The sequence below is a fragment of the Pseudomonas sp. ASL4 genome (genome assembly GCF_056680395.1).
Genome location: NZ_CM155280.1, coordinates 7080402 through 7100269, shown reverse-complemented (window position 1 = coordinate 7100269; position 19868 = coordinate 7080402). Strand labels below are relative to the sequence as shown.

At 60.0% G+C, this 19868-nt stretch carries 23 protein-coding genes; 11 read left to right on the top strand and 12 right to left on the bottom strand.

Annotated features, from left to right (window positions below; genetic code table 11):
* Positions 1 to 120 precede the first annotated feature (120 nt).
* The 7 genes from AC1MEW_RS32525 to AC1MEW_RS32495 all read right to left on the bottom strand — a co-directional run bounded on the left by AC1MEW_RS32525 (position 121) and on the right by AC1MEW_RS32495 (position 4689).
* Entirely contained in the window at positions 121 to 1371 is a 1251-nt protein-coding gene (locus tag AC1MEW_RS32525) for a 2-aminoadipate transaminase (RefSeq protein ID WP_480424901.1), read from the bottom strand.
* 214 nt (positions 1372 to 1585) lie between these two features.
* A complete protein-coding gene (locus tag AC1MEW_RS32520) occupies positions 1586 to 1924 on the bottom strand; it encodes a HopJ type III effector protein (protein WP_201195763.1) in 339 nt (112 codons plus the stop codon).
* Positions 1917 to 2213, bottom strand: a complete 297-nt coding sequence (locus AC1MEW_RS32515; protein WP_017336573.1) for a DUF1244 domain-containing protein — start codon at positions 2211 to 2213, stop codon at positions 1917 to 1919. The genes AC1MEW_RS32520 and AC1MEW_RS32515 overlap by 8 nt, the downstream gene beginning before the upstream one ends.
* 68 nt (positions 2214 to 2281) lie before the next feature.
* Positions 2282 to 2653, bottom strand: a complete 372-nt coding sequence (folX, locus tag AC1MEW_RS32510; RefSeq protein ID WP_201195761.1) for a dihydroneopterin triphosphate 2'-epimerase — start codon at positions 2651 to 2653, stop codon at positions 2282 to 2284.
* Positions 2654 to 2655: 2 nt separating this feature from the next.
* A complete protein-coding gene (gene folE / locus AC1MEW_RS32505; protein ID WP_201200651.1) occupies positions 2656 to 3231 on the bottom strand; it encodes a GTP cyclohydrolase I FolE in 576 nt (191 codons plus the stop codon).
* A gap of 21 nt (positions 3232 to 3252) precedes the next feature.
* The gene (gene folM, locus AC1MEW_RS32500) at positions 3253 to 3963 is read right to left on the bottom strand and encodes a dihydromonapterin reductase (RefSeq protein ID WP_201200653.1); all 711 of its coding nucleotides are present in this window, start codon (positions 3961 to 3963) and stop codon (positions 3253 to 3255) included.
* A gap of 156 nt (positions 3964 to 4119) precedes the next feature.
* Entirely contained in the window at positions 4120 to 4689 is a 570-nt protein-coding gene (locus AC1MEW_RS32495) for an antibiotic biosynthesis monooxygenase (protein ID WP_201200655.1), read from the bottom strand.
* Between the two features lie 234 nt (positions 4690 to 4923).
* Between AC1MEW_RS32495 and AC1MEW_RS32490 the strand changes: the two genes are divergently transcribed.
* Positions 4924 to 5883, top strand: coding sequence for a MerR family transcriptional regulator (locus tag AC1MEW_RS32490; protein ID WP_322270563.1), 960 nt, complete (start codon positions 4924 to 4926; stop codon positions 5881 to 5883).
* Positions 5884 to 5886: 3 nt separating this feature from the next.
* Here the strand turns inward: AC1MEW_RS32490 and AC1MEW_RS32485 are convergent, their stop codons facing one another.
* Positions 5887 to 6492, bottom strand: coding sequence for a hypothetical protein (locus AC1MEW_RS32485; RefSeq protein ID WP_054616118.1), 606 nt, complete (start codon positions 6490 to 6492; stop codon positions 5887 to 5889).
* 54 nt (positions 6493 to 6546) lie between these two features.
* Entirely contained in the window at positions 6547 to 7023 is a 477-nt protein-coding gene (locus AC1MEW_RS32480; RefSeq protein ID WP_201200659.1) for a PAS domain-containing protein, read from the bottom strand.
* Between the two features lie 152 nt (positions 7024 to 7175).
* On the opposite strand from AC1MEW_RS32480, the gene AC1MEW_RS32475 reads away from it, so the two are divergent.
* The gene (locus tag AC1MEW_RS32475) at positions 7176 to 7631 is read left to right on the top strand and encodes a flavodoxin (protein WP_201200661.1); all 456 of its coding nucleotides are present in this window, start codon (positions 7176 to 7178) and stop codon (positions 7629 to 7631) included.
* On the opposite strand, the gene AC1MEW_RS32470 is transcribed toward AC1MEW_RS32475, so the two are convergent.
* Positions 7612 to 8508, bottom strand: coding sequence for a LysR family transcriptional regulator (locus AC1MEW_RS32470; protein WP_480424896.1), 897 nt, complete (start codon positions 8506 to 8508; stop codon positions 7612 to 7614). The genes AC1MEW_RS32475 and AC1MEW_RS32470 overlap by 20 nt on opposite strands.
* Before the next feature lie 96 nt (positions 8509 to 8604).
* Here AC1MEW_RS32470 and AC1MEW_RS32465 point away from each other — a divergent pair, with 96 nt between their 5' ends.
* From AC1MEW_RS32465 to AC1MEW_RS32445, 5 genes are all read left to right on the top strand, one after another.
* Complete coding sequence (locus AC1MEW_RS32465; RefSeq protein ID WP_416195308.1) at positions 8605 to 9006, top strand: CidA/LrgA family protein; 402 nt, start codon at positions 8605 to 8607, stop codon at positions 9004 to 9006.
* Positions 8996 to 9682, top strand: a complete 687-nt coding sequence (locus AC1MEW_RS32460; protein WP_201200663.1) for an LrgB family protein — start codon at positions 8996 to 8998, stop codon at positions 9680 to 9682. Before AC1MEW_RS32465 ends, AC1MEW_RS32460 begins: the two co-directional genes overlap by 11 nt.
* Positions 9683 to 9821: 139 nt before the next feature.
* The gene (locus AC1MEW_RS32455; protein ID WP_480427377.1) at positions 9822 to 10598 is read left to right on the top strand and encodes a class II aldolase/adducin family protein; all 777 of its coding nucleotides are present in this window, start codon (positions 9822 to 9824) and stop codon (positions 10596 to 10598) included.
* Positions 10598 to 11500 carry an alpha/beta fold hydrolase gene (locus AC1MEW_RS32450; RefSeq protein WP_201200666.1) on the top strand — a complete coding sequence of 301 codons (903 nt, stop codon included), beginning with the start codon at positions 10598 to 10600 and terminating at the stop codon, positions 11498 to 11500. The genes AC1MEW_RS32455 and AC1MEW_RS32450 overlap by 1 nt, the downstream gene beginning before the upstream one ends.
* 186 nt (positions 11501 to 11686) lie before the next feature.
* Positions 11687 to 12598 (top strand): SDR family oxidoreductase, encoded by a 912-nt coding sequence (locus tag AC1MEW_RS32445; protein WP_201200667.1) that lies wholly within the window; start codon positions 11687 to 11689, stop codon positions 12596 to 12598.
* 402 nt (positions 12599 to 13000) lie between these two features.
* Here AC1MEW_RS32445 and AC1MEW_RS32440 read toward each other — a convergent pair whose 3' ends face one another.
* Complete coding sequence (locus tag AC1MEW_RS32440) at positions 13001 to 13795, bottom strand: IclR family transcriptional regulator (RefSeq protein ID WP_201255357.1); 795 nt, start codon at positions 13793 to 13795, stop codon at positions 13001 to 13003.
* Between the two features lie 165 nt (positions 13796 to 13960).
* Between AC1MEW_RS32440 and hmgA the strand changes: the two genes are divergently transcribed.
* The 4 genes from hmgA (at position 13961) to AC1MEW_RS32420 (ending at position 18801) form a co-directional block, all read left to right on the top strand.
* A complete protein-coding gene (gene hmgA, locus AC1MEW_RS32435) occupies positions 13961 to 15265 on the top strand; it encodes a homogentisate 1,2-dioxygenase (protein WP_480424893.1) in 1305 nt (434 codons plus the stop codon).
* A 3-nt stretch (positions 15266 to 15268) separates the two neighbouring features.
* Positions 15269 to 16573, top strand: a complete 1305-nt coding sequence (gene fahA, locus AC1MEW_RS32430) for a fumarylacetoacetase (RefSeq protein ID WP_480424891.1) — start codon at positions 15269 to 15271, stop codon at positions 16571 to 16573.
* Between the two features lie 12 nt (positions 16574 to 16585).
* Positions 16586 to 17221 (top strand): maleylacetoacetate isomerase, encoded by a 636-nt coding sequence (maiA, locus tag AC1MEW_RS32425; protein WP_322270566.1) that lies wholly within the window; start codon positions 16586 to 16588, stop codon positions 17219 to 17221.
* A gap of 224 nt (positions 17222 to 17445) precedes the next feature.
* The gene (locus AC1MEW_RS32420) at positions 17446 to 18801 is read left to right on the top strand and encodes an MFS transporter (RefSeq protein WP_480424889.1); all 1356 of its coding nucleotides are present in this window, start codon (positions 17446 to 17448) and stop codon (positions 18799 to 18801) included.
* Positions 18802 to 18888: 87 nt separating this feature from the next.
* Here the strand turns inward: AC1MEW_RS32420 and AC1MEW_RS32415 are convergent, their stop codons facing one another.
* The gene (locus AC1MEW_RS32415; protein WP_480424887.1) at positions 18889 to 19692 is read right to left on the bottom strand and encodes a SirB1 family protein; all 804 of its coding nucleotides are present in this window, start codon (positions 19690 to 19692) and stop codon (positions 18889 to 18891) included.
* Positions 19693 to 19868 lie beyond the last annotated feature (176 nt).

Sequence of the window (19868 nt, the reverse complement as noted above, 5' to 3'; positions counted from 1 at the left end):
CGGGAGCGGGCTTGCTCGCGAAAGCGGTGTATCAGTGGATAACAATGTTGACTGTTACACCGCTTTCGCGAGCAAGCCCGCTCCCACAGGTTGAATGGTGTTCTGGATTCAGGTTGTTTTTCAGGTCAGCTTTGCGAGGCACACCTCAAGAATATCCAGCCCTTCCTCCAATACCCCTGATTCAGTGGTCAACGGCGCCAGCAGGCGAATGATGTGTCGCGACTTGCCGCTGGGCATCAGCAGCAAACCCGCGTCGCGGGCCAGGGCCAGCAACTGCGTCAACTGCGCCGCTGCCGGTGTGCCGTCGGGATTGCTCAGTTCGATGCCGCGCATGGCGCCGACGCCGGTCAAGCGCCCCAGATACGGTGAAAGCTTGCGAGTACGCCAGGCTTCGTAACGGCTGACAATCGCCTCTTCCTGTTGCGAGCCCCAGGCGTGAAGATTCGCGTCGGTTATCTCATCCAGCGTCGCCAGTGCCGCAGCGCAGGCGATCGGGTTGCCCGAATAGGTGCCGCCCAGTCCGCCCTTGGGCAACGTGTCTAGCAACGCTTTGCGCCCGACGACTGCCCCTAGCGGTACGCCGCCGGCGATGCTTTTACCGAGCAGGATCAGGTCCGGCTCGATGCCCAGTCGCGAGAACGCAAAACGCTGGCCGGTACGACCGAAACCCGACTGGATTTCATCGGCAATCAGCAGGATGTTTTTCTCATCACAGAAGCGCCGCAGTGCTTGGGCGAACTCCATGTCCATTGCGAGGAAACCGGCTTCGCCTTGCACCGGTTCGACGATAAAGCAGGCCACGTCATCGACGTCGATCTCGACGCTGAACAACCGATCCATCGCCTTCAGCGCCTCGGCACAGGTCACGCCGTTGTCCTTGCTCGGGAAGGGCAAGTGAAACACCGGGCCCGGTAGCACGCCGACTTTCTGCTTGTACGGGGCGACTTTGCCGTTGAGGTTGAGGGTGGCGAGCGTGCGACCGTGAAAGGCGCCGTCAAACGCGATGACGGCCGTACGCCCGGTAGCGCCACGGACGATCTTCAAGGCGTTTTCCGCGGCTTCCGCGCCGCTGTTGGTGAGCATGCCGCTGACCGGGTAGTCCACCGGAATAAACGCTGTCAGGCGATCCATCAGTTCGATGTAGGGCGCGTGCGGGGCGGCGTTGAACGCGTAGTGGGTCAGCCGGGTGGCTTGTTCTCGAATGGCGTCGACGATGTGCGGATGGCAATGGCCGAGGTTCAGCACGCCGATGCCACCGACAAAGTCGATGTAGCGTTTGCCATCGGTATCCCAGACCTCGGCATTTTTGCCGTGGCTGAGCGTGACGGGATGAACGATGTTGATCGACCGACTGATGTTTTCGCTGCTCATGGATGCCTGACTCAGAAGAAGGGTTGCTTCTTTTTATCTAAGCCGCGAGCAGCGGTGCCCGGCAAACGAAATAAAGTCGCCGGGTCAATCTTAAAAGTCGGGATGTGCCGTAGAAGCGAAAAGATCGCAGCCTTCGGCAGCTCCTACATGGGAATGGGGACGCCCTGTAGGAGCTGCCGAAGGCTGCGATCTTTTGATTTTGATCTTTCGTGAATCAGCGGCGATTCAGCGGTTGCTGCGAGAACTTCACGCCGGCCAGACCATGGGCAATCAACGCGCGGATATTGCCGTGATCGCTGCCTTCAGGTGTCGCCACTACCGAACGGTAATGTTCGCCAAACGCCAACAGCGCTTCTTCATCGCTCAAGCCTTCCAGCAGCGCCAGGCCCAGGGTCTTGCACGAACCTTCGTTTTGCCCGGCGGCGTTTTCCACGCCACCGTTGTTGAAGGCCTGTGGTTGATAGTCGTAACCGGCGGCAATGAATGCCAGGGTGTCGGCGAAAACGTGTTCGCCGCTGTTGAGGCTGGCGCGCAGGGTGTTCAAATCACTCATTGGGTTTTCCTTTGGCGAACGCCGCTTGTTGTTCGGCGCTGGCTTCTTGCTGGTATTGGGCTTTCCATTCAGCGTACGGCATGCCGTAGACCACTTCGCGGGCGTCGTCGAGGCTGACCTCGATCTGGCGTTCGTCGGCAGCGGCCTTGTACCACTTGGACAGGCAGTTGCGGCAGAAACCCGAGAGGTTCATCAGGTCGATGTTCTGCACGTCTTTGCGGCTGTCCAGGTGGGCGACCAGTCGGCGGAAGGCGGCGGCTTCAAGTTCCAGGCGTTGTTGATCGTTCATGGCGGGCTCTGTGCAATCAAATCGTGGCGCGGATGATAAAAGCCTGACGAACAATGCGCCAGACGCGCTTAGCGGCTCGCCGCGAGGGTGATCGACACCGACTCGGCAAAACGCAGGGCGTGGGGTTTGTCGACTTCGACTTCGGCGTATAGCACTGATTCGTTGGCCATGACCAGGTCCAGCAATTCCTGGGTCAGGCGTTCGAGCAGGGCAAAGCGATTGCCCTCCACGTGGGCGATGATCGCCTTGGTGATGGTGCGGTAGTTCAGCGCGTGATCGATGTCGTTGTCGCGCACGGCTTCTTGCGCCGCGTACAGGATGGTCAGGTTGATCAGCACATCCTGCTTGTTGAGGATTTCGTCCTCGTTGATCCCGATAAAGGTGCGCAGGCACAGGTCCTTGACCCGGATGCGCGCCATTCCTGGTTGAAGTTGTGGCATTGCTACTTGCTCCGTCCAATCAATTGCAGGAACTCCTGGCGGGTGTTGCTCGACTCGCGGAAGGCGCCGAGCATCACCGAGGTGTTCATGGTCGAATTCTGTTTCTCGACACCGCGCATCATCATGCACATGTGCTTGGCCTCGATCACCACGGCGACACCAGCGGCGTCGGTGACTTGCTGTACCGCGTCGGCGATCTGCCGGGTGAGGTTTTCCTGAATTTGCAGGCGCCGGGCGAACATGTCCACCAGGCGTGCAATCTTCGACAGGCCCAACACCTTGCCGGTCGGAATATAAGCTACATGCGCCTTGCCGATGAAGGGCAGCATGTGGTGCTCGCACAACGAATAGAGCTCGATGTCGGCAACGATGATCATCTCGTCGGTGTCCGACGAAAACAACGCACCGTTGACGATCTCTTCGACACTTTGCTCGTAGCCGTGACACAGGTACTGCATGGCCTTGGCCGCACGCACCGGGGTGTCTAGCAGTCCTTCGCGGTCAGGGTTTTCACCGAGACCGATGAGAACCTCGCGATAGCTCTCGGACAGGGCGTTTTGGGGCAGGGATAACGTCATGAAATATCCTCGCGGGGCGGCTTACTTGACGTGCCGTCCGCCGTTGACGGTCAGGGTCGTGCCGGTGACATAAGGGTTGTCGAGCAGATAGCGCAGGCTCTGGTAAATCACTTCGCTGCCGGGTTCGATGCCCAGCGCGGACTTGGCCAGGGCCTTTGCGCGGTACGCCGCGTCGTCGTCGGGATTGAACAATAGCAGGGCTGGCGCGATGCCGTTGACCTTGATCGTTGGCGCATATTTCGCGGCGAACGACAGGGTCAGGCTGTCGAGCCCGGCTTTGCTGGCGCAGTAGCCGATGTGCTGGCTGCTGCCCTTGCGGGTCACGTCGTCGCTGATGTGCACGATGTCGGCGGGGCTCGAGCGTTCGAGCAAGTCGACGCAGTGCAGGTTGATCAGGTAGGGCGCGAGCATGTGCACAGTGAACATTTGGGTAAATGCCTGTGCGTCGGTGTCCGGTGTTTCGGCCAGCCATTCGGAGGCGTTATGGACTATCGCCCGCAGGCTGTCGGTGTGGGTTTTGAGTTCGGTGATGAACGCGAGGATGCCGGCTTCGCTGGAGAAATCCGCGAACACCGCCGTCGCCCCCAGATCGCGCAATGTTTGTACGCCGGGGCGTTCGCTGCGGTAGCTGAAGATCACTCGCTGGCCGTCTTCGAGCAAACGCTGCGCACAGTGCAGGCCGACACGCTGGCCGGCACCGGTGATGAGGATAGGGGCTGCGGAAGAGGTCATGAATGGCTCGCGTCGCGGTTAGAGCAAAACTATACCAGCGACGAAGCGTGAGGTGGTTTTTGTAGGAGCGAGGCTTGCCCGCGAAGGCGGTGTGTCAGGCAACATTGATGTCGACTGTTTCACCGCCTTCGCGGGCAAGCCTCGCTCCTACAGAGATCAGCGGTTTTGGGTGGTGGGGGCGGCGGGCAACGGCCGCGTCGGTGTGGTGTGCAGCCAGTTCGCCAACAGATGGGTCGACAACGGAATAAAGAAATAAACCATCAAGGGCGTCAGGCACAGGGTGCTGATGAACACCCGAGGCAACAGGCTCATTTCGCCGAGCAACGGCCCCAGCACAAAATTGAACAACAGCGAGACCGGGAAGAATGCCAGCCAGATCGCCACAGCCTGTTTCCAGCGTGGCGGGCGTTGGCCAACCGCTCCGAACCAGCCTTCGATGCCACTGACCCGATGTTCTGTCGGGTGGGCGAACAAGTCGCTGCCGCGTCCCAGCCAGGCGGTACGCGAAGCGGAGTGCTCCCAGGCGTGCAGGGTCTGCTCGTCGGCGAAGCGGAAGATAATCTGGAATTCGTTATCATCGGGCGGCGGAGCGAGCACGCCAGACCCGAGATAGCCGGGGAAGTCGGTGGCCAGCTGTTCGCCTTCACGCAACCAGGCGATCAGGTCCTGATAACGTCCATCGGCAACGCGGCGCGCCACCATCAGCGTGACGGGTGAGGTAGACATTGTGTATCTCCGTAAGGCAATCGCGTCGCTCCGGGTAGGAGTTTCGCCAGACGCAACGCCGGGGTGGTGGGCTGCGTCTTTGAACAAGCAAGGATTATTCCCGAATATGAAAATTACGCCAGTGGCATTCGTCGTCCATCAATATCTTGTGTGTTATCCATCAATGTCTTGAATGATTGCGGGAGATAGGCGCTAGAATGGGATCCAACTTGCCCGTGGACGATCACCCCCCAAATGCCTGTCCTGACTGACGTTGTCCACGGCTTGTTGCCAGCTGCCTCCCTCGAGCGGGAAGAACTTTTTCCGATTCGAGAAGTGTCACGCCTGACCGGTATCAACCCGGTCACTTTGCGGGCATGGGAACGTCGTTACGGTCTGATTCAACCCACGCGCACCGAAAGTGGGCATCGACTGTATTCAATGGTCGATATCGAGACGGTTCGCAGCATTCTCGGCTGGATCGAGCGCGGTGTGGCGGTGAGCAAGGTCGGCAAGATCCTGGCAAAGACCGAACCGTTCAAAGCGCTCTCGCACATCATTCCCAATGAACTGGTGCTGGCGGATTATGCTCAATGGCAGCAGCAGGTTCAGACCGCTGTCAGTGCCTTTGACGATCTCCAGCTGGAACGGGTCTATGGGCAGATTTTTTCCAGCTACTCACTGCCTGTGGTGTTCCAGGACATTCTGATGCCGCTCTGGAAGCTGCTGTTGCAGCGACAGGATATGTTCGGCCAGACCAGCGAGTGGTTATTCTTCGATGCATTCTTGCGATCACGGGTGTCGCAGCGCTTGTTGCTGATACGTGATACATCGCCGCGCCGGGTCGTTATCAGCGCCCTGCCCGGTCAGTGCCGTGAATTTGAACTGCTGGTGGCAGCGCTGTTTCTGAGTGGGGCCGATTCAGGCGTGCGTGTGCTCACGATCGGCCAGCCATTCGATGAACTGACGCTGGTCTGCGAAAGAATCAAACCCGAGGCGCTTGTGCTGTTTTCCAATCACGCGCCTTCACCGGAGCTGCCGAGGCGCCTGAACCGCTTGGCCATGAGCCTGGATTGTCAGCTGATGCTTGCCGGTGATGCGTCTGACCTGGCGCAGGAAAGCCTGGCCGGATCATCGATTGGTTGTCTGGGTAACGAGGGTTTGTTGATGCGTCAGCGCCTGAAGCAGTTCCTGGCGGGCAACCTGGATACTTGAAATTCAGACGTGCAGGGCAGGATGGGTCAGACGATGTTGCTGAAGAATGAACTGACGCAGACGTTCGGTTTCGTCCTTGTCGCTCTGGCTGAGCTGATAAGCGAAGAAGCCTTGCTCGGTTTCCCGTTCGAATGTGCCGCGCAACGCGATTCGCTCATAGCCTGACGGGCTGAACCACAACGCGAAATGCTTCGGTGGCTTGGTTTTGTTGCGAACTTCCAGCAAAACCCCTTTGAACGACACTTCGTGGACCCACATCGTGCCGGGCTGCCCCTTGGCATTCTCCAGCGCAACCGGTTCCTCAAGTGTCAGGCGCCACGGTCGCACCATTGGCCCATCTTCAAAAATGCTCGGCACGCCCAGGCGCAAATGCAACGCGTGAAACTCGTCCTCGACCAGGTGCAGCGGGAAGGTCATTTGCTGATTTTCAAAGTTGGCCTGGATGGTGACTTGCTCATGGGCTGCCAGGCGAGTGAGCAGGTCACGGATCTGCGATCCACCGTTGACGAGCAGGCTCGACGTTGCATCCCGCACATTGAGTTGCGGGTTGTGCTGCATGGTCTGGATAAAATCCAGCTCATCCTGGGTCAGGAGTGCGTCGCGTTGCATGGCTTGCTCGAAAGAAATAGTTACAAAGTCATTGGTGATTGTAGTTAATGACACTTAGTTCGCTGGTTTGTTTGCGCCGTTCGTCGCTTTGAGTGCAGCCAGTTCAGTCTGCAATTCAGCCACTTGCGCCTCTAGTTGCGTAACCCGCTGCTGTGCCTTGACCTGAGCGGTCACGTCTTTTTGTACACCGACAAAATACGTTTGTCCGTCGCTTTCGTTTCTAACCGTCGAAAGGGACAGTTCGTTCCAGAACGGCTTGCCGTCCTTGCGGTAGTTACGCAGCACCTCCCGACACGAGCCGCCGCTGTCCAGGGCCTTACGAATCAACCCCAGCGCTTCTTGATCCCGATCCCCGGCTTGCAGGAAGCGGCAGTCCTGATAGAGGATTTCTTCGCTGGTGTAACCGGTCAGGCGTTCGAACGCCGGGTTGACGTAAATCAGGATGTTATCCAGCTCGCCTTCCTTTTCGGCAATCACGATGCCGTCATTGGAAGCATTGATCACCATTTGCAGCAGTTGAGCGTTGATCATCAGAGAATCCTTTCTGAGTTGATTAAGCGCTGCATTCTAGAAGAACAATAAGGGCTGTCTACTGGCCATCAGCACTTATTGAGAGGCAATCGCAGGTTTTTTGCCGGTGCTGTTAATATCGCCAGTCTTTTTCCCGCTTCAGGATCAGATTGATGAAAGTCGCCATCCTTTCCGGCTCGGTGTACGGCACGGCTGAAGAAGTCGCCCGGCACGCTGCGAATATTTTGAAAGCCGCCGGTTTCGAGACCTGGCACAACCCGCGCGCCAGCCTTGCCGATGTTCAGGCGTTCGGCCCTGAAGCCTTTCTGGCCGTGACCTCGACCACGGGCATGGGCGAATTGCCGGACAACCTGCAACCGTTGTACTCGATGATTCGCGACCAGTTGCCTGCCGCCTGGCGTGGTTTGCCGGGGGCCGTGATTGGCCTGGGCGATGCGAGCTATGGCGACACCTTCTGCGGTGGTGGTGAGCAGATGCGCGAATTGTTCGGCGAACTGGGTCTGCGCGAGGTCCTGCCGATGTTGCGCCTGGATGCCAGCGAAAGTGTTACCCCGGAAAGCGACGCCGAGCCTTGGCTGGCCGAGCTGGTCAGTGCTCTGCGGGGCTGACCGGATGCTCGCGCAATAGTGCGAGCCAGGCTTGGGCGGCTTTTGACAGGTACGCGCCCTGGCGCCAGATAAAGGCAATGTCCCAACGCAGATACGCCGGCGCGTTCAAGGTCAGGCGCACCACGCCTGGCCGCACCAGCCCGCGCGCCACCACGCGGGGCAACAGCACTACGCCTTGCCCGGCGGCCACCAGCGCCGCGAGAAAATCCGCCTGACCGCTGCGTCCACCTTCCTTGGGCGTAAATCCCAGCTGTTGGCAGGCCTGAAGCAATCGGTCGTTGAGCACAAAACTGCGCTGGTACAGCAGGAACGGCGTGTCGGCCAATTCCTCCAGACCAATCACTGTCTTCGTCGCCAATGGATGATCGGCCGGCAACAGGGCGTCCAGCGGTTCGTCGCAGAACGGCTGAAAAGCGAATTGAGGATCCTTCGTCAGCAGGCTGCCACCCAGTTCCAGTTCTCCACTTAATACGGCTTGCTCTATGTTCAGGCTGCCGCCTTCGAGCAATTGAATGCTGATGTTCGGGTGGCGCCGCCGGTACTCGGCGAACAGTCCGGCGAACAACGCGTCACTGCCCAGCAGTGGCAAACCCAGACGCAACTCCCCACGGGCCAGTTGGCTCAAATCGTCCAGCTCGCTGAGCAATTCATTGCGCAACCGCAGCATGCCTTCGGCCCGTTGTAACACCACGCTGCCGGCGGCGGTCAGTCGCAACTGCGAGCCCAGGCGTTCGAGCAGCGGGGTACCCAGGCTTTGCTCAAGTTGTGCGACCTGCTTGCTCACCGCCGATTGACTGATGTGCAAGGTCTTGGCGGCTTGGGTGAATCCGCCTTGATGCATCACTTCGATGAAGCTGCGTAGCTGTTTGAATTCCATGGGCCTGATTCCATATTGGAATGGCTTTGAGTCTAACAATTCGCTTCGGGGATAGCAGCCCGCTCCGTAAAATGAGCGCCTGTGAGGACCGAAACCATGAACGCATCAATCCTGAACTCTCCAACGCTGAGAAAGCTTTCCCGACTGGTCGCTGAATTAGCCGTGCTGCTGGCGATCTACCTGCTCGGCTGCCAGTTGGCCGCGTGGTTTGCCTGGCCGATTCCGGGCGGGGTGATCGGCATGGCGTTGTTGTTGCTGGCGTTCGCGTTCGGTTGGGTGAAACCTGCCGCGTTGCAGATGGGGGCCGGGTTGTTGATGGCCGAGATGCTGCTGTTCTTTATTCCTGCGCTGATGAGTCTGCTCGATTACGGCGGCCTGCTGCGCGACGACGGCTGGCGGATTCTGTTGGTGATCGGCGTCAGCACGTTGATGGTGATGCTGGTGACGGCGTTTACCGTGGAATTGGTCGTGCGGTTGAGGAGGTCCCATGAAGCTTGAACTGATGCCGATGTTCTGGCTGGCGTTCACCTTGCTGGCCTATTTGTTCAGCCGCTGGATCTATCGGCGCACCGGTCGATACTTGCTGTCGCCGCTGATTCTGGTCCCGGCCTTGCTGCTGGCGCTCGCCGTGCCGCTGCATACGGCCTACGCTGAATATTCAAGTAACACCCATTGGCTGATGGCGGTGCTGGGGCCGGTCACCGTGGCCTTCGCGGTGCCGATCTGGCAGCAGCGGCAGATGCTGGCGCGGCATTGGTCGGCGTTGCTGCTGGGGATGCTGGCGGGCAGCGCGGCGTCCATCGGCAGTTCATTCGGTCTGGCCAAGGCGTTGGCGCTGGACAGCTCAGTGACGATGTCGCTGGTGCCCCGTTCGATTACCACCCCCTTTGCCATGCCGTTGGCCCACGACCTCGGGGGCGTACCGGAATTGACGGCGGTGTTTGTGATGTTCACTGGTGTGTTCGGGGCGATGCTCGGCGGCATCCTGCTCAAGTGGTTACCGTTGCGCAGTGCCTTGGCGCGAGGCGCATTGTTTGGTGTCGGTGCTCACGGTGCCGGGGTCAGCCGGGCCCATGAAGTGGGCGGTGAAGAAGGCTCGGTGGCGGGTCTGGTCATGGTTCTGACTGGGTTGCTGAATCTGTTCGCAGCACCCTTGTTGGCGTCGGTGCTTTGACATGGATCCAAGCCCGGTGCCGCACTGACTCGCTAGGCCATCAAGCTGGCTGCTAATGCAACTACACGAAGTCCGGGGGCTGACTAGACTGCTGACACGTCAGTAAAACAATAAAAAAAGAGAGGTCCTTGCCGTGAGTGTGACCCACGTTCAATCGCCCCACAGTGTCAAAGACCAGGTCAGTGCCGCCGAGTGGCAGACCCGCGTCGATCTGGCCGCCTGTTATCGCCTGGTAGCCCTGCATGGCTGGGATGATCTGATCTTTACGCACATCTCGGCGAAGGTGCCGGGTACCGAAGACTTCCTGATCAACCCGTTCGGTTTGATGTTTCACGAAATCACCGCGTCAAGCCTGGTCAAGGTCGATCAGGCCGGCAACAAGCTGATGGACAGCCCTTACGAGATCAACCCGGCGGGCTACACCATCCACAGCGCCGTGCATGAAGTGCGTCACGACGTCGTCTGCGTGCTGCATACCCACACCGCTGCGGGTGTTGCGGTATCGGCGCAGAAACAAGGCGTCCTGCCGATCAGCCAGCAATCGTTGTTCGTCCTGTCCAGCCTGGCTTATCACGCCTACGAAGGTGTTGCGCTGAACCACGAAGAGAAGGCGCGGCTGCAAGCCGACCTCGGCGAAAACAATTTCCTGATGCTGCACAACCACGGTCTGCTGACCTGTGGCGGCACCATCGCTGACACCTTCTTGATGATGTTCACCTTCCAGCGTGCCTGCGATATCCAGGTGCTGGCGCAAAACGGTGGCGCCGAGTTGATCGCCATCGAACCGCAGATTCTGGCAGGCGCCAAGGCGATGATCGCTGGCGTCACCAAAAGTGCTCAAGGGATGGGCGGCGCACTGGCCTGGCCAGCGCTGCTGCGCAAACTCGATCAACAAGCCCCGGGTTATAAACTCTAATGCCACTCGCCGAGATTCCCCTGTGTGTCTGGCGCAAACGCGGCCAGACGTTTGTCTTCCGTGGCCAGGCCATCCGCTACTGGACGGCCGGGCAGGGTGAGCCGCTGTTGCTGATCCATGGCTTCCCGACCGCCAGTTGGGACTGGCATTACCTGTGGCAGCCGCTTGCACAGCGCTATCGGGTGATTGCCTGCGACATGCTCGGCTTCGGCGATTCGGCCAAACCGGTGAATCACGACTACAGCCTGCTGGAGCAAGCCGATTTGCAACAGGCCTTGCTGACGCATCTGAACATCGAGCAGCCGGTGCACCTATTGGCCCACGATTACGGCGACAGCGTGGCCCAGGAACTGCTGGCCCGGCATCACGAGGCCCGGGTGAACATCGCCAGTTGCGTGTTCCTCAATGGCGGCCTGTTCCCCGAAACCCATCGCCCGGTATTGATGCAAAAGCTCTTGCTCAGCCCGTTGGGCTGGATGATCGGCCGCGCCTTTACCCGCGACGGCCTGGTGAAAAGTTTCCGGCAGATTTTCGGTCCCCAGACCCGGCCCACTGAAAGCGAAATGGATGATTTCTGGAGCCTGATCGACAGCAATCACGGGCCGCGGGTCATGCATAAACTCATTGGTTACATTCCGCAGCGACGGGTTCAACGGGAACGCTGGGTGAGCGCCATGCAGCGCGGCGACGTGCCGTTGCGGGTGATCGATGGCGAGGTCGATCCGATTTCCGGAGCACACATGGTCGCGCGCTATCGCGAGCTGATCCCCGACCCCGACACGGTGCTGCTGAACGGTATCGGCCACTACCCCCAGACCGAGGCACCGGTGCAGGTGCTCAAGCACTATCTGGCGTTCCGCGACCGGCTGGTTTCAGCGCCGCTGAAGCGGGCGTGTTCCTGAAAAGATCGCAGCCTTCGGCGGCGCCCACAGGCGCGTAGGAGCTGCCGAAGGCTGCGATCTTTTCAACATTCACCTCATCATCCCCCTGCCTTATCGCACACCATTCAGCCCCCTCGTCTTGATTGTGACCCGCCGCCCGGTGCCTGACACTCGAGGTCATCGTCCCCTGGCCTGCTGGAGTTCCCCATGAATGAGTCTGTGCGCTTCGAAGATAAAGTCGTGATCATCACCGGCGCCGGTGGCGGCCTCGGTCGGGCGCATGCGCTGCTGTTCGCCAAACAGGGCGCCAAAGTGCTGGTCAACGACCTCGGCGGCTCGACTCAGGGTGAAGGTGCCAACGCATCGGCAGCGGACCGTGTGGTCGCTGAAATTCGCGAGGCGGGCGGCACGGCCGAGGCCAACCACGACTCCGTCACCGACGGCGACAAACTGGTGCAAAACGCCCTCGACGTGTTTGGCCGCGTCGACGTGGTGGTCAACAACGCTGGCATCCTGCGGGACAAGACCTTCCACAAAATGGACGACGCCGACTGGGACCTGGTTTACCGCGTCCACGTCGAAGGCGCCTACAAAGTCACCCGCGCTGCCTGGCCGCATATGCGTGAGCAAAATTACGGTCGAGTGATTTTCACGGCTTCGACGTCAGGCATCTACGGCAACTTCGGCCAGTCCAACTACGGCATGGCCAAACTCGGCCTCTACGGCCTGACCCGCACCCTGGCCATCGAAGGCCGCAAGAACAACATCCTGGTCAACGCCATCGCGCCAACCGGCGGCACCCGCATGACCGAAGGCCTGATCCCGCCACAAGTGTTCGAACAACTGAAGCCGGAACTGGTCAGCCCGTTGGTGGTGTACCTGGCCAGCGAGAATTGTCAGGAAACATCAGGACTGTTTGAAGTGGGTGGCGGCTGGATGGGCAAGGTGCGTTGGGAGCGCAGCCTCGGTGCCGGGTTTGATCCGCGGGTGGGGTTCTCGCCGGAAGATGTGGCGGCGCATTGGCAGCAGATTTGCGATTTCGAAGGGGCGGCGCATCCGAAGGATAATATTGAGGCGTTGAAGGAAATGATGGGGAATTTGCAAAAATATGCCCTCTGACAATGCTCTTTCGCGGGGCTTGCCTGAGTCCTGCGATCCCCTCCGGGACACCCTCGCTCAAAACCATCGCCCATAAAAAAGGCCGCTGCAAACGCAGCGGCCAAAGTAAGACGTTTGATCAAGGAGCAATAAATCAACGTCAGTGAACACGGAGTGATGAGTCGAAGAACGCTTCAATCCATCTGAGATCTTCGCGAATGACGTGGGCTGATCACAGGCCTTCGCTTCGTGCTTTGCGCCGGTTTCCCGTGAAAGCCCGGCAAGAATAAGGCCTTGAGCCCAAAGGAAAAATAGCGAATCCGGACATGCACTGTTACGGGGCATGTAACAGTCAATATTTGTGGGGTGCTCCTTCTCCCTGTAGCAGCTGCCTTCGCCAGCTGCTACAGATCGCGTGACGGTTTAACTGACGTCGGCTGCCGGGTGATAACCCATCCGCCAGCTCACGGCCCGGGTCGCCGCCAGCAACCGCTGCGCCGCCGGGCCATCTTCATCTGCGTGGAACAGCGAAGTCGGACCAACGATGGTCAATACCGCTGCCACGTTGCCGACTGCATTAAAGACCGGGGCGGACAACGCGTCCACGCCGGGCATCAGCAAGCCATGAACATGGTGCAAGCCGCGTTCGCGGATCTGCTCGCACAAGGTCGCATAGACCTGATCGTCAGCCAAAGCATGCGCCGCGCTGGCCTGGATTTCCCGCTCGCGCAATTCCACGGTTTCCCGATTCGGCAAAAAGGCACTGAACACCAGCCCTGTCGAAGAACTCAGCAGTGGTAGCACCGACCCCAGTTGCGTCACCACCGTCACTGCGCGCACCGCCGGTTCGATGTGCACCACGGTCGCGCCCTGATTGCCCCACACCGCCAGAAAGCAGGTTTCGTTCAAGTCATCGCGCAACTCGGCCAGGGGCAGGGCGGCGACTTTCAGCACGTCCATGCTGTTGAGTGCAGCGAGGCCCACGCGCAGGGCTTCACGGCCGAGGCCGTAGTGGTTGGTGGTGGTGTTCTGTTCGGCAAAGCCGCTGGCGATCAGCGCCTGCAAATAGCGGTGAACCTTGCTCGCCGGCATCTGCACGTGTTCGGCCAGGCGCGACAACGAGGTCGAGGGTGACAGTTCGGCCAAGGCCTTGAGGATGTCGGTGCCGACCTCGGCCGAGCGGACTTTTTGTTTATCGTTGTTGCGCGGCTTTTCCATGGAGGCGGTGTGATCCCGGGACGAATGGGCGTCTTTATAGCTTGACGGTCAATACCAATCAAATTACGTTAAGCGTAATTGGATTACGATAAAAATAACCCGGGCGTGCCAAGACCTCTGCAACAGAGCGACAGGCCATTGCCTACTCCCTGTTCAGGAGGCTCCATGAACCTCGATTCAACGGCGCCGGCGCTGGCTTACCAGTCAGGCTTCGGCAACGAATTCAGCAGCGAAGCGTTGCCCGGCGCACTGCCCGTCGGCCAGAACTCCCCGCAAAAAGTCCCGTACGGCCTCTACACCGAGCTGTTCTCCGGCACCGCGTTCACCATGGTCCGCAGCGAATCACGGCGTACCTGGATGTACCGCATCACGCCGTCGGCCAACCACCCGGCATTCGTCAAACTGGAGCGGCAACTGGCCGGCGGCCCCTTGGGTGACGTGACCCCTAACCGCCTGCGCTGGAACCCGCTGGACATTCCGAGCGAACCGACCGACTTCATCGACGGGCTGGTGAGCATGGCCGCCAACTCCGGCGCGGAAAAACCGTCCGGGATCAGCATCTACAGCTACCGCGCCAACCGCTCCATGGAGCGTGTGTTCTTCAACGCTGACGGCGAACTGCTGTTGGTGCCGGAGTTGGGCCGTCTGCGCATCGCCACAGAGCTCGGTGTGCTGGACCTGGAACCACTGGAAATTGCCGTACTGCCGCGCGGACTGAAATTTCGCGTCGAATTGCTCGACCCGCAAGCCCGCGGCTACATCGCCGAAAACCACGGTGCGCCGCTACGCCTGCCGGACCTCGGGCCGATTGGCAGCAACGGCTTGGCCAACCCACGGGACTTCCTGACCCCGGTGGCGCATTACGAAGACCTCAAGCAACCGACCACCCTGGTGCAGAAATTCCTTGGTCAGTTGTGGGGCTGCGGACTCGATCATTCGCCGTTGAACGTGGTGGCCTGGCACGGCAACAACGTGCCGTACAAATATGACCTGCGCCGTTTCAATACCATAGGCACCGTGAGTTTTGATCACCCGGATCCGTCGATTTTCACCGTCCTGACCTCGCCAACCAGCGTGCAGGGTTTGGCGAATCTGGACTTCGTGATCTTCCCGCCGCGATGGATGGTGGCCGAGAACACCTTCCGTCCGCCGTGGTTCCACCGCAACCTGATGAACGAATTCATGGGCCTGATCAAGGGCGAATACGACGCCAAGGCCGAGGGTTTCGTGCCCGGCGGCGCGTCCTTGCACAGCTGCATGAGCGCTCACGGCCCGGATGGCGAGAGCTGCACCAAGGCGATCAATGCCGAACTGGCCCCGGCGAAAATCGACAACACCATGGCCTTCATGTTCGAGACCAGCCAAGTGTTGCGCCCGAGTCAGTTCGCCCTCGATTGTCCGCAACTGCAAACCAACTACGATGCTTGCTGGGCCACGCTGCCCGTCACCTTCGACCCGACCCGGAGATAACCCATGACTCAGACTTCCATCACTCGTAGCTGGGTTGCCTCCGCCAACGGCCACACGGATTTCCCATTGCAAAACCTGCCTCTGGGTGTGTTCAGCGTGAATGGCTCTGCACCACGTAGTGGCGTGGCCATCGGAGAACATATTTTCGATCTGGAAGCGGCCCTCGACGCCGGCCTGTTTGACGGCGTGGCGCGCACGGCGGTTGAAGCGACCCGTGGCGGTCAGCTCAATGCCTTCTTCGAACTGGGCCGCGAAGCCCGCGTTGCCCTGCGCGAACGCCTGTTGGAGCTGTTCGCCGAAGGCAGCACTCTGCATGGCAAGATCGAAGCCCAAGGCGCCAAACTGCTGCCACTGGCGGTGAATTGCGTGATGCACCTGCCGGCGAAAATCAACGACTACACCGACTTCTACGTCGGCATCGAGCATGCGCAAAACGTCGGCAAACTGTTCCGTCCCGACAACCCGCTGCTGCCGAACTACAAGTACGTGCCCATCGGTTATCACGGTCGCGCCTCGACCATCCGTCCGTCCGGCACTGACGTGCGCCGTCCGAAGGGCCAGACCCTGCCGGCCGGTCAGACCGAACCGACGTTTGGTCCGTGTGCACGCCTGGACTACGAACTGGAACTGGGTATCTGGATCGGCCAGGGCAACGACATGGGCGACTCCATCGCCATTGGCGACGCCGCCGATCACATCGCCGGTTTCTGCCTGCTCAACGACTGGTCCGCGCGGGACATCCAGGCCTGGGAATACCAGCCACTGGGGCCGTTCCTGTCGAAGAGTTTTATCACCAGCATCTCCCCTTGGGTTGTCACCGCCGAAGCGCTGCAGCCATTCCGTCGCGCGCAACCTGCGCGTCCTGAAGGTGATCCGCAACCGCTACCATACCTGTTCGACAAGCGCGATCAGGCGGGCGGTGCTTTCGACATCGAGTTGGAAGTACTGCTGCTCACTGAAACCATGCGCGAGCAAAACCTGCCGGCCCATCGCTTGACCCTGAGCAACACAAAACACATGTACTGGACCGTGGCGCAAATGGTCGCGCACCACAGCGTCAACGGCTGCCAATTGCAAGCGGGTGATCTGTTCGGTTCTGGCACGTTGTCGGGCCCGGAAAACGGTCAGTTCGGCAGCCTGTTGGAAATCACTGAGGGCGGTAAAAAGCCGATCGAACTGGCGTCGGGCGAGGTGCGAAAATTCCTTGAAGATGGCGACGAAATCGTCCTGCGCGCCCGTTGCAGCCGTGACGGGTTTGCCTCCATTGGTTTCGGCGAATGCCGTGGCAAAGTTGTGTCGGCACGTTAAGAGGATTGGGTCATGGAACTCTTTACCTACTACCGTTCGACCTCGTCTTACCGGGTGCGCATCGCGTTGGCGCTGAAGGGGCTGGATTACCAGGCGCTGCCGGTCAACCTGATCGCACCTTCCGGTGGCGAGCACCGACAGCCGGCGTATCTGGCGGTCAACCCGCAAGGTCGGGTGCCGGCCTTGCGTACCGATGAAGGTGAACTGTTGATCCAGTCACCGGCAATCATCGAGTACCTGGAGGAACGTTATCCACAGGTGCCTCTGCTGTCCAAAGACCTCGCTGCCCGCGCTCACGAGCGCGGCGTGGCGGCGGTGATCGGCTGCGATGTGCATCCGCTGCACAACGTCAGCGTGCTCAATAAACTGCGTCAGTTGGGGCACGATGAACCGCAAGTGGTGGAGTGGATCGGTCACTGGATCAGCCAAGGCCTGGCGACGGTGGAGCAGTTGATTGGAGATGCCGGTTACTGCTTCGGCGATCAACCGGGGCTGGCGGATGTTTACCTGATCCCGCAGCTGTACGCGGCTGAGCGTTTCAACATTTCACTTGAGGCCTATCCGCGGATTCGCCGGGTTGCGGCGCTGGCCGCGACACACCCGGCCTTCATCAAGGCCCATCCGGCGAATCAGCCGGACACCCCGTAAATCAGGTACGGACGCAGGCTGCTTTTGTGGCGAGGGGGCTTGCCCCCGTTGGGCTGCGAAGCGGCTCTAATCCCGGCAACCGTATTCGTTCAGGCTCTCCGCGTCAGCCAGTTTTGCGACTGCTGCGCAGCCGAACGGGGGCAAGCCCCCTCGCCACAAGTGATCATTTGAGACACGGGCGCCACGAATTCACAAAACCATAAAAACAAAACAGGTACCTTGCGATGCACAACCAGATTGCCAGCTTCCGGGCGGCACTCGACGCCCGTCCTGTGTCCCGTTATCAATGGTTGCTCCTTTTGCTGTTGGCATTGCTGCTGGTGACCGACGGTTACGACGCGCAAGTCCTCGGTTACGTAGTCCCGGCCCTGGCCCAGGATTGGGGCCTGGAAAAAGCCGCGTTCGGCCCCGTGTTCAGCGCCAACCTGTTGGGCCTGACCCTGGGTTCACTGGCTGTCACTCCGCTGGCGGATCGCTTTGGCGTGCGTCGTATTCTGCTGTGTTGCGTGCTGATCTACGCCACGCTCACGGTGTTGATGGTGTTCGCCAATTCCCTGAATACCCTGATGGCCGCGCGGTTCATTTGCGGGATCGGCATGGGCGGGGCGATGCCGAGCGCGATGGCGCTGATGTCGGAGTATTCGCCACCGCGACTGCGCACCTTGATGGTGACGTTGGCCGCTTGCGGGTTTTCATTCGGCGGTGCGGCGGGTGGGTTTGTCGCGGCGGGTTTCATCGACAGTTTCGGCTGGCAAGCGGTGTTCCTCGCCGGCGGCGTCACGCCCTTGCTGCTGTTTCCGTTCCTGGCCTGGTTCCTTCCTGAATCCCTGCCGCGTTTACTTCGCGATGCACCGCCCTACGCACGCTTGCGCAAAGTCACCGCGCGGATGCTGCCGGACTGGCAACCGCCCGCCGCCTCGGTTGAACAAAACGAGCAAGAGCAGGGCAGCAAACTCACGGTGCTGGAGTTGTTCCGCAACGGTTATGCGCGCCCGACGTTGCTGATCTGGGCAACCTTTTTCGTCAGCCTGATCCTGCTGTACTTCATGATCAGTTGGCTGCCGACGCTGTTGCTGGAAAGTGGCTTGAAACTTAATGAAGCCAACCTGGTGACGTCGATGTTCCTGTTCGCCGGCACCATCGGTGCGATCTGCATGGCCTGGTTTGCCGACCGTCTCAAAAGCAAAGTACGTCTGCTGTCCTGCGTGCTGGCTGCGGCGGCGCTGTGCACGATTTTGCTGGGCCTCAATCACGACAATCCGCGTTATCTGGTGGCCAGCGTATTTGCCGCCGGGTTCTGCATCATCGGCGGGCAACTGACCCTCAACGCCTTCGCGAGTAACTTCTACCCGGCGCAGGTGCGCGCCACCGGCACCGGTTGGGCGCTGGGCGTGGGACGTTTCGGTTCGATCCTCGGGCCGCTGTTTGGCAGCATGCTGCTGGCGATGCACGTTCCGGTGCAGCAGATTTTCTTCTTCTGTGCGATACCGGCGGTGATTGCGGCGTTGTTCATCATCCAGGTGCGCTCACCGGTTGATGCAACATCGGGTGATCCGGCGGGGGTGGTGGTTAAACCTTGAAGATCAAAAGATCGCAGCCTTCGGCAGCACCTACATTGGGACGGCGTACACCCTGTAGGAGCTGCCGAAGGCTGCGATCTTTTGCGTTTAATGAACCACAGAATTTGGTGGCAGGTGGCCCAAACGTTCGGTCAGGCGAATCCGCTGGATCGGGTCATCGCTGAGCAGCAGCGCGTGCTCCAGGTCGAAACGCTCGGCGTTCGGGCAGTCGAGGCGTTGATAGAGGCTGGCCCGGGCCAGGTAGTCGGCGGCGTTGCCATTGCCCAGTTCCAGCACTCGCTCAGCGTCAATCAACGCGCCGATGTAGTCATCGTTGGAAAGGTGCAACTGGCGCAGGTTGCGTGACAGGCGCTGGAGCATGTGCGCCGGCTCCGCCGTCAGTAAATGCTCGGCGCTGAGTTTGATGTTCGGGCCGTACTGACGTTGCAGCAAGTCGCGGCAGTCGTTGGGGTACAACCGGCGCCCACCGCAGGGATCCAGCAGGTGATCGGCGCCTTGCACCCGCAGCAGGAAATGCCCGGGAAAGTTGACCCCGACCAGAGGGATCTCCAGTCTTCTGGCCAGCTCCAGTGCAATCAGCCCCAACGCCAGCGGTTGGCCTCGACGACGTTCCAGCACCTTGTGAATCAACGCCACTTGCGGGCGCAATGGAGTGAAGTCGTCCTGGGCGAACCCCAGGTCATTCATGCGGCGCAACAACGGCTGGGCCAGTTCGCTCACCGGTAGCATCGGCAGGCCTGAGCTGACCCGTTGTTGCAGGTCCTTGAAGTCCGCCAGACCGTCCTCGGGGTTCATCTCGGCATCATGTTCGGCCGCAATCCACAACGCCGCCTCGAACAGGGCGGGCGGTGAGCGTTGCAGGCAGGCGAAAAAACGTTGGCGCGGGGTCATCAAAATCTCCGGGGCATGCCTCGTTTTAGCCCCGCCACAGGTTTTCGTCCAGTGTCGTAAACAGGCGGTTACAGGTTATGTCCTAAAGCCCTGAAAGGCTCGTTGCTTATTCCGGTGCGCTTCAGCAATTTTCAGGCGCAAGCCTATACTGGCGACTACAAGAAGTGATTCGGGAG